Annotated in this window: 8 protein-coding genes; 6 read left to right on the top strand and 2 right to left on the bottom strand. The window is 66.7% G+C overall.

The window, feature by feature from the left end; genetic code table 11:
• Window positions 1-140 precede the first annotated feature (140 nt).
• A complete protein-coding gene (locus ABZV94_RS37950; RefSeq protein ID WP_356348977.1) occupies window positions 141-1,211 on the bottom strand; it encodes a DUF4331 family protein in 1,071 nt (356 codons plus the stop codon).
• Between the two features lie 118 nt (window positions 1,212-1,329).
• Entirely contained in the window at window positions 1,330-4,170 is a 2,841-nt protein-coding gene (locus tag ABZV94_RS37945) for a LuxR family transcriptional regulator (protein WP_356348974.1), read from the bottom strand.
• A gap of 658 nt (window positions 4,171-4,828) precedes the next feature.
• Here ABZV94_RS37945 and ABZV94_RS37940 point away from each other — a divergent pair.
• The 6 genes from ABZV94_RS37940 to ABZV94_RS37915 all read left to right on the top strand — a co-directional run.
• Window positions 4,829-5,440 (top strand): DUF308 domain-containing protein, encoded by a 612-nt coding sequence (locus ABZV94_RS37940; protein ID WP_356348972.1) that lies wholly within the window; start codon window positions 4,829-4,831, stop codon window positions 5,438-5,440.
• 107 nt (window positions 5,441-5,547) lie between these two features.
• The gene (locus ABZV94_RS37935; protein ID WP_356348970.1) at window positions 5,548-5,955 is read left to right on the top strand and encodes an SsgA family sporulation/cell division regulator; all 408 of its coding nucleotides are present in this window, start codon (window positions 5,548-5,550) and stop codon (window positions 5,953-5,955) included.
• 249 nt (window positions 5,956-6,204) lie between these two features.
• Window positions 6,205-6,759 (top strand): hypothetical protein, encoded by a 555-nt coding sequence (locus ABZV94_RS37930; protein WP_356348968.1) that lies wholly within the window; start codon window positions 6,205-6,207, stop codon window positions 6,757-6,759.
• Window positions 6,760-6,996: 237 nt separating this feature from the next.
• Window positions 6,997-7,305 carry a WhiB family transcriptional regulator gene (locus ABZV94_RS37925; RefSeq protein WP_356348966.1) on the top strand — a complete coding sequence of 103 codons (309 nt, stop codon included), beginning with the start codon at window positions 6,997-6,999 and terminating at the stop codon, window positions 7,303-7,305.
• Between the two features lie 266 nt (window positions 7,306-7,571).
• Complete coding sequence (locus tag ABZV94_RS37920) at window positions 7,572-9,005, top strand: FAD-binding oxidoreductase (protein ID WP_356348965.1); 1,434 nt, start codon at window positions 7,572-7,574, stop codon at window positions 9,003-9,005.
• A 75-nt stretch (window positions 9,006-9,080) separates the two neighbouring features.
• Window positions 9,081-9,174: hypothetical protein (locus tag ABZV94_RS37915; protein ID WP_132791929.1), on the top strand; the 94-nt coding region annotated here is incomplete at its 3' end.

Genomic DNA, 9,174 nt, shown 5'->3' with positions numbered 1-9,174 from the left:
GGGGGGGGGGGGGGGGGGGGGGGTGGCCCTACATCTTCACAACCCTTCCTTTTGTTGGGGGGGGGGGGGGGGGCCCCCCCCCCCCCCCCCCCCGGGGCCCCCCCCCCCCCCCCCCCCCCACGGCTGGTCCGTCAAACCGTTCACGCCGCCGACGGCACGTACGGGAAGGTCTGCGACGGCTTGGCGGTGATCGACTCCTTGCCGATACCCAGGGTCACCGGTGTGTTGCTGGCGAAGGAGAACATGACGTCCGGCGCGTTGTCGGTCAGGGTGCGACCGTTCCACTGCGCGAAGCCATAGGAGGCCGGGGTGCCGACCACATAGGGCAGCACGTTGGGGAGAATCCGGTCCACGACCGTCTTCGCGTAGGCTTCGGGATCCTCGGCGGTGCCGTAAGCACGCACCACGCCCGCCACCGCCTCGGTCAGTGCCTTGCCGTACAGCTCGACGTCCTCGGCCGGCGTGTTCTCGTTGAGACGGTCGCCGAGGGACTCGTTGTACTGCGTGAAGAGCGGGTGGATCATCGGCAGTCCGGCCCGGTTGATGGGACGCCAGCCGCCCGCGTCGGTCGCCAGAGAGGCGACGGCCCAGACGTCGATCTTGCGGTCCTCACCGGCGATGGGCAGCAGTTCCCCGTCGGCTACCTCGAGGACGATCGAGTAGACAGTGTGCCCCGCGAACAGGTTCGCCGCCTGCTTGGGGTCCCAGCCGGACAGGTCCACCTTGGTACCATCCTGGAAGGCATGGCCAACCGCGTGCAGGACGTCCGGCTCGATCCAGAACGGGTCGCCCGCCTTGCCGACCCAGGCGCGGCTGCCACCGGGCAGTTCGAGGGTCTCACCCGTGCGCCCCCGTCCGATGACCGTTCCCTCGGCGAAGTCGTCCTTGGCCTCGGGGCCGGCCAGACGGCGGACCTCGTAGGTCTGAACACCGTTCGCGTCAGCCTCGGCAAAGGTGAAGCGGTAGGTGACGTCCTCGACGGCGTCACCGTTGGAGTCGATCTTGAATTCGTACTTGCCTTCCGGGTGCAGACCACGGGGGATGTCTTCGCCGGCGAGCGAGTGACTGTGGTCCGTGACGAAGACGGTGCCTTGCTCACCTCGGAACACGTACAGGTCCGTGATGTCCAGGCGGGGGTCCTGGCGGGCGATGGGGGAGTCGAGGTGGTGGGACATTGTGGTTCTCGCTTTCGTGTCGAAGCTGTGCTCCATAGTTTGGTCAGAGCACGTGCGGCAATCTGTCGAGACTGCTCCACAGTCGGCTGAGTGCGGCCCACACGCCATCTGTGGGGTTTACCCCACAGCCCCTGTATGGGCTGCCTTGCAAAGCTCAAAAAGCTTCAACCGGCTGGTCCACTTCCTGGAGGTACAGGCGCGCCAGCTGGACCCGGGACCGAATTCCCAGCTTCTCGAAGGCATGACGTACGTGGGTGTTCACAGTGTGCGGTGAAAGGAACAGCCGCTCCGCTGCCTGCCGGTTGGTCGCCCCACGGGCGATCAGGTGGACGACACCCAGTTCCGCCGGGGTCAGTCCGCGCCAGCCGCTGTCGGGCGTCCCCGGAGCTGTGGTCGGCGCGCCCGGCCCCGTGACTGACTTCGTGCCGAGCTTTCGCAACAGGCTCCGCACCCGTCGGCTCTCCCGGTCAGCCCCACAGGCCTCATAACTCTCCAAGGCCCGTTCGAGGCACGCTCGGGCCTCGGCAGCATCCGTCGCCGTCGAAAGTACGCCAGCGTCCTCCCACGCCTGTGCCCTGAGAAGCGGTCGGGCGGTTCCGTACCGCTTCACCGCCTCTGTGAGCTTGGCCCGGTCACGGTCCAGGAGACCACGCGCATGCGCCGCCGCCGCCTCGAAAAGAGGCAAACGTGTGTTGTGCTGAACCCGGCTTCCAATGAATTCGACGATGCGCAGGGCGACTTCCCGCTGGCCGCACGCCAGTGCCATCCGTACGAGCAGAACCGCGTCCCCGGGATCGATGACGGCAGCGTGACTGAATCCACGTCTCACGTATGCTGATGCGGCGTTGAGTTGACGGACCGTCAGCGCCTCGTCGCGGTAAGCAGCGGTGATCAGGTCGACCCATGCCCCAGCGCGCCGCCGTTGTGGTTCTTCGCTTTTCAGCATTGCGCCGGCCTGCGCCGCGCAGGCTTCGACACCCGCGTCGTCTCCCATGTGGAAGGCCACTCGTGCCCTGGTGTACAGGGCTGCGGGTTCTCCCGTGAAAGGCAGTCCGGTACACGCGATCGCCTCGTCGGCGGCCGCCAGTTCACGTGCTGCCGCGGTGAGTTGACCGCTGTCCAGAAGCAGGCGAGCCCGAGCGGTCCGCCACAGGGGCAATAGCGCCTGCCGCCCGCGCCGTTCAGCCTCCTCCAGAGCGTCATCTACCATGTTAAGCGCGGAGCGGTCGTCCCCGGACAGATGCAGTAGCGAGGCACGCCAACTGGTGGAGACGGCTACTTCGGGAAGGGCGGCGGCGCGGCCCTGATCGAGTTGCGCGACGAGTGCAGCCACCGCGTCACTGTGCCGCACGGCATCCGTCCAGTTGTGCCGGTGGGCGGCGCTCATCGACTGTATGAGCCGGTACGTCAGTTCCCCGACCGGGTGCACACCGCGAGTCCGCATCAGGGAGCCCGCTACCGTCCCACCGGTTTCGTCGATTTCACCGGTCAGCAGGCGGGTGAGCATGGTGATCGCCAGCAACTGATCCTTCACGGATACAGGGACGTCGCGACGGCGGTATGTCTGCCGGATGTGGTTCTCGGGTTGGGGGAAGCGGAACTGGCTGCTCATCCGTGCCAGTTCGAGGCAGGCGCGAGCGTGAGTGGCGGCGTCGGGCGGCGTCTGGATGACCTCGCGGGCCAGGTCGCGGGCCTGTGCGACTTCACCGGTCTGCCAGAGCAGGGGAAGAAGTTCGGCTGTCAGACGCTGCCGCTCGCGGCACACACCCCCGGTGAGTTCCACGGCGCGCTTCAGGTATCGGGTTGCCGTGCCGGGTGCCACGACGGCCAGCTCCTGTGCGGCGTCCCGCAGAATACGCCCGGCCCATGCGTCTTCGGACTCGGCCATACCGATCAATTCGGCAGCGAGCGACACCCTCGACACGCCCGCCTGTTCACGGATTTGCACCGACCGCCTGCGGACAGACAGCCGCACAGGACTTGGAAGTGTGTCGGAGACCACCTCGCGCAACGCTCCGTGCACGAAGACGAGGCGGTCGTCCTCGGCTCGCAGCAGGCCTGCGGCCACAACCTCGTTCACAGGGGTGATCAGCGTGAGTTCCGATCGGCCGAGAACCCCGGCCAGGTGCTGCACCGTGACCGTATCGCCCAGCACAGAAGCAGTCGTTACGAGTTCCCGCGCGCCCTCGGACAGCTCGTCGAGGCGGCGGGTGACCAGCCAGGTGAGCACGGTCGGCATGCTTACGTCGCCTTCCGGCGGCGTGTTCGGGCCGGTAGGCGTGATCTCTTGAAGATGGGCGCACAACTGCCGTACGGTCCCCGGGAGCCCGCCGAGATAGCTGAGATACGGCTCCGTGAGTGCGGCCTGTTCCCCCAGGAGATCCCCTACCACCTGCCGTACCGCCTCTGGAGCGAGCGGGGGGAGGGCGAGCCGGGCGGCCTGCCGGGCGAGCAGGTCCCGGCGCAGACTGCGCACGGTCGGTACATCCGGGTGGGAGCGGGAGGTGAGCACCCAGAGCAAAGGGATCTCGGCGAGCTGAACCGTGAGCGTGCGTATCGCCAGCAGAGTCAGGTCGTCACAGTCATTCACGTCGTCGATGAGAAGGACGATCGGCCGGCCGTGGGTGAGTTCGCGTAGTCGGCCGGCGATTTCGCGGAGCAGCCAATAGGCGGTGGTCTCCTCTCGGGCCCGCTTGCCCAGTCTCTGGACGAAGTCGTCCGCCTCGGTGGTGAGGGCGTCCAGCAGCGGAGCCAAGGGCGTCATCCTCCCGCGCGCCATTCCGGCGCCCGTGAGCACCCGCGCACCGGCCAGAGCCGCTTCGTTCCCAGCACAAGCCAGCATGCGTGACCGTCCCGCTCCGGCAGGTCCCTCGATCCAGAGGACGCCGCCGCCGTTACGGTGGACGTGCCGGCGTACCCATTGGGTGATCTGCTTCTGCTCCACCTTGCGCCCGCGCACGGGGAGTGAGGCCACCGTGTCGGCGGTGCCTGACATGGTCCAAAGGATGTCCGTCGCCTGGCTCAAGGCAACCTCCAGCAGTCGGTGTTCGCTGCGACCGACGGGGGTGCGGAACCGCTAGGCGTCAGTGCCGGTGGAGCCGGCAACCGATGGCGGGTCGGCGTCGTGCTGAACGTGACCGGCCGCTCGGGCACAAGGCCGCGTCCCGGTGCCCGGAACGCGGCCTTCCCCGCGTCGTCAGACATAGTGGTCAATACGCCCCTGGTCTGGCTGTCGAGATCGCCAGACAAGTGATCCGGGCGCGCCCCAGGAGCGATGTCGGGACAACCCCACAGGGACACGGGGAAGCCGGATTTTTCGGGCCCGTACGACGCTATGGGCGCCTCCCTCCTCCGCGACATCCATGCAGGTCCGGGTGCGGGGTTGTGGGGTCCTCCCCAGGCCGGACGCAGGGACACCCCGTAGGCGATGTCCTGCGTGCACTACAGCCGGTGGGACGGGTCGGTCACGACACTGTGACTCGTTGCACCGTCCGTTCCGCCCGACCGGTTCGGCACCGGCGGCCTTCCGGCCGGCGGTCCTACCTCGGGACGGGCCGCGACATGAGAAGCGCGAAGCGGTCGGATCAGGTGCTATGAGATGACATGTCCGGATGCACTGCACGCACCGGACCTGGAGAGACGGGAAGTGACTCATGGCACAGCCGCACACCGCGCGGTTCGAGGGCCAGTACGTTCCGCATCGGGTGGTGGCGAGCGCTGTCAGCGACTTCCGCGCGAGCCGACGCGCCGCCAGGCTCGCAGGAGCGGTGATATCGGTGAGCGTGGGCGTGAGCCTGTTGGTGACGCCTGAGCCGACCCGGACGATGATGGGGGTCGTCTTCGGAGTTCAGTTCGCTGTACAGGGCGTGCTACAGCTGTTCGCCGCGCAAGAGGCGCGGGTGCCGCGCCCCGTGCGGTGGCTTCTGGCCGCCGGCGGATTGCTGGTGCTCTTCCTCGCGCTTTCTTTCCTTCGTGGCCATGCCGACTCGGTGTTCCTGCTCGGCGTGTGGACGGGCTTCGGTCTGCTTCTGCGCGGTTTCACGATGGCCGTCTCGATGATCCCGTCCACGGTCGAACACGTCGTCGCCTACGACGATCTGCTCAACGCGGTGATCGTCTCGGCCGGCCTGTTCATGACCGCCTTTCCCTTCTCGTCCCTGGGACAGCTGGCCAATGTCGCCGGCTCCGCCCTGGTCGTCACCGGACTGGTAGAGGCTGCTGGCGCCTCGCGGCGCCGTCACAAAGCGCTTCGGCCGTTGCACTGAAAAAGAGACCCCCCATACGCGCTTTGCCGGGTGTGATTCACCGTGTCGCGTCGGGACATTTCCCGCGGGGACGGCGGGCGGTCCGCTCGCTCTACAGGAGGTACCAAATGACGAAGTGTGGCCTCACGGTCGAGATTACGCATTGGATCGCCCGGCGCCTGCCCGTGCCGATTACCTGCGAGTTCTCGTACGACACTGGTGATCCGCTCGCTGTTACGGTGATCTTCGACGCCGAAGGCGAGTATCCGGTGCGTTGGGTGTTCGCTCGGGAGCTCCTGGCCGACGGGCTCACTGCCCGATCGGGTCAGGGGGAGGTGGAAATTTGGCCGACCTGCCGCATGGGACGGCGATCGCTCTGGATTCAGGTAGGAGATGCTCGAACCGGCCACACGGCGCTCTTTGAGGTCCCCGCCGGCCCTCTCTCCGAGTGGCTCTCCCGCTCCCACGCCCTGGTTCCGCGGGGCCGCGAGATGGCTGACGTGGACTGGAATGCCCTCACTGAGCTGATCCAGTGATGGGTATGGGCCCTTCCAAACCGTGACCGGCGGGACGAGTAAGTCAGGTGACTTCTTGGGCTCAACCCTTGGTTCGGTTCCTCACGTGGGTAACACAGTGCGTGGGTCTCCGTGAGACCGGATCAGCCGGAGCAATGAGACGAGGCGTAGTATCTGTGGGAGCGCCTGAGACACGCCCCCTCAGTAACCGCGTGACACACACCCACATAGAGCCTTCGTCCGAGAGCCGAACCAAGGAGGGTCTGCGGCATGCCTGACGCCAGCCTGACCACTACTGAGCTGTTGACGCATTACAGTTCCCAGTTGTCGAAAGACCTCGAACGGAATGTGCAGGAACAGGACCAGGTCCGAACCGAGATCGAGGTGCTGCAGGCTCGCCTGCTGACTCTGCAGCATGATCACACGGTGCTAGCGACCATGCAGCAGGCCCTTGAGAGTGGGATTCCTCTCCAGCAGGTCCCTACCGCGTCCCCCTCCCGGGGCTATGACCTGCCCGGTGTCGCCGGGCCCGGCGCCACGAGGAGGAAGCAGCAGACGCCGACCCTGGTGGCCCTGATCAGGGCCTACCTTGCCGAGCAGTCGCAGCCGTGTTCGGCTGCGGAGGTCGCGACCGCGCTGAGTGAGGCCCATCCGGACCGTGTCATCAAGACGACCGTAGTGCGTACCACCTTGGAGGGGCTGGTGGCCCGGAGCAGCGCGCAGCGCCTCAAGCAGGGGCACTCGGTGTTCTACCTGAGCCTTGAGAAGGACGGGGTTGAGGAGGCGGGGGACGCAGGTACCGACACGTCCTCGACCGAGGTCTGAACGCGCGTCGTGCACCGTGGGGATCACGCTCCCGATCGGGTGGGCGTGGTCCCCGGGTGTTACCGGGCGATGCATATGCAGCTCTTTCTGGTTGGCATGTCTATGTCATAAACCGACCAGTGTCAGTCATCTGACAGATGCATGGAGGTAGCTCCGCAAAAGAGGATAAAGAGCAAGAAACCCCGTACGACGGCCAGAAGTTCGGGCCATGCGGGGCAAGGAAGGAGGAAGAAGAAGATGCGAACCCGACTGGTACCCCTGCTGAGCGACTGGGAGTGGCAGGAGCGAGCGGCCTGCCGCGGAATGAGCAGTGCTGTCTTCTTCTCCCCGCCGGGGGAGAAGGGCCGTGATCGCCGGAGGCGCGAGGAACGGGCCCGACGCATCTGCGGCAGGTGCGAGGTCATCGAGGCCTGTGCCGCGATGGCGCTCGACTACAAGGAGCGCTACGGCGTGTGGGGTGGAATGTCCGCCGGTGAACGTCAGGACATCCTTGGTGCGAGGGCCGCGGGGGGCGGCGCCGGCGGAATGCGTGGTTCCTGTGAGTAGCCGGTGCGTTTTCCCCTAGATGTTCTGCACGGAAACGCCCATTGCAGCGCTAGAAGCCTTGATCAAGCCTGTGAAGGTGTATCCGTTGCGTACACCCAGGCGGAATTGGTTTGAAGGCACAACGAGATCACCTAGGGTCGTCGCGGAAGCAAGCCCGTTGCGCTTTGGCTTTTCGTCGTCCTGCTCCTGCGCGGCGACGAGGCGGCCGCCCCTCCGGGGCCGCGCGTTCCGGCTTTCGGCCCTCGATGGCGACTCACGGTGAAGCAATGCTCTACAACGGTTCGGACGTCGTGCACAGCAGCAACGGCGCACCCTCGGACATGGCAGGTCACGCATCGTTGTGCGTGGCGGTCCAGGGCCCCGTGCTGCTGCCCGACGACTTCGCCTACGGAAAGGAATGTCGCACGTTCAACCTTTCCCGTCCGCTGACACCGGCGGTTGTTGTGGGTGCCACGTCCACCGACGACGTGGTGGCCGCCATACGCTATGCAGGCCGTCACGGCATGCCGGTCGCGGTACGCAACCAGGGCCACCAAGTGGTATTTCCCACGGCGGAGGACGCTCTGCTGATCACCACCAACCGCCTGCAGGAGATATCCGTCGACCCCGGGCGGCGCGTCGTGCGGGTGGGTGCCGGTGTGACGTGGGCCCAGGTGCTTCTCCGTACGGAGCGCGTGGGTCTGGCCCCGATCGCCGGTTCCGCCCCGCACGTCGGTGTCGTCGGCTACACCCTGGGCGGCGGCCTGAGCCCCCTCCTGGGACGCACCCTGGGCTACGCTGCCGACCACGTCCGCTGGATAGAGGTCGTCACCGCCGACGGTGCCGTCCGCGAGGTCACGGCCGACAGCGACCCCGACCTCTTCTGGGCATTGCTGGGTGGCAAGGGTAACTTTGGCGTCGTCACACGCATGGAGTTCGACGTCTTCCCCATGTCCCGCTTCTACGGCGGAGGTCTGTGGTTTCGCGGCGAGGAGATGCGGCCGGTCCTGGAAGCCTGGCGAACCCTGATACCGACGCTCGATGAGGAGACCACCACCTCTTTCTCGGTCCAGCGACTTCCTGACGCCGCGGTGCTGCCGCAGTCCCTGCGCGGTGCTTTCGTTCTGCATGTCCGCCTGGGACACCTCGGTGACATTGCGAAGGGCGCGCGGATCGCCGAGCCTCTGCGCGCCGCTGCCACCCCCGTCCGCGACACGCTCGCCGAGCGTCCATTCGGCGAGATAGGCGAAATCCACAATGATCCTGTCCGCGGCATGCCGCTCGTGGAGACGAGCTTCGGTTTGCGGGACTTCTCCGTTGCCACCCTGGACCGGCTCATGGAGCTCACTGGACCCGGTTCCGGCTGCCCGATGAAGAACGTGGAAGTGCGGGCACTGGGCGGGGCGCTCGACCGGGAGCCGGTCCGGCCCAACTCCGTCCCTTCCCGGGGCACGCCCTACATGACCTTCGCGGTAGGCAGTGGGACCCCTACGCAACTGCGCGCCATGCGCGAGTTCATCGGCACCTACACCCGCGGCATGGCTCCATGGCGAGCCCGCCACCACATTCTCAACTTTCTAGCGCCCGACGAGGCTCTCAGCGAGGCCGAGGTCCGCGCTTTTTACGGCGCCGAGCGGTACGCCCGGCTAGCTGCCCTCAAGCACGTCTACGACCCCCACAACGTGTTCCGGTTCAACCACAACATCAGGCCGGCCGCGTAGACGCATCCCCCCGCCCCAGGGCTGGGAAACCACATACCCGTTCGCCTCGCTCAGCGAGGCTGTGAAAGGAATCCAGTGGCCGAGCTGTTCTACGACGCCGACGCCGACCTGTCCATCATCCAGGGCCGCAAGGTCGCGGTCATCGGCTACGGCAGCCAGGGCCACGCCC

Origin of the sequence: Streptomyces sp. NPDC004658 (assembly GCF_040609555.1) — a bacterium.
GTDB lineage: Bacteria > Actinomycetota > Actinomycetes > Streptomycetales > Streptomycetaceae > Streptomyces.
This window is presented reverse-complemented; position numbering and strand designations above follow the sequence as displayed.

Coding starts and splice junctions, on each gene's coding strand:
- ABZV94_RS37925 (WP_356348966.1), top strand. CDS start 6,997: ATGCGAACCCGACTGGTACCCCTGCTGAGCGACTGGGAGTGGCAGGAG.
- ABZV94_RS37940 (WP_356348972.1), top strand. CDS start 4,829: ATGGCACAGCCGCACACCGCGCGGTTCGAGGGCCAGTACGTTCCGCAT.
- ABZV94_RS37945 (WP_356348974.1), bottom strand. CDS start 4,170: ATGTCAGGCACCGCCGACACGGTGGCCTCACTCCCCGTGCGCGGGCGC.
- ABZV94_RS37930 (WP_356348968.1), top strand. CDS start 6,205: ATGCCTGACGCCAGCCTGACCACTACTGAGCTGTTGACGCATTACAGT.
- ABZV94_RS37935 (WP_356348970.1), top strand. CDS start 5,548: ATGACGAAGTGTGGCCTCACGGTCGAGATTACGCATTGGATCGCCCGG.
- ABZV94_RS37950 (WP_356348977.1), bottom strand. CDS start 1,211: ATGGAGCACAGCTTCGACACGAAAGCGAGAACCACAATGTCCCACCAC.
- ABZV94_RS37920 (WP_356348965.1), top strand. CDS start 7,572: ATGCTCTACAACGGTTCGGACGTCGTGCACAGCAGCAACGGCGCACCC.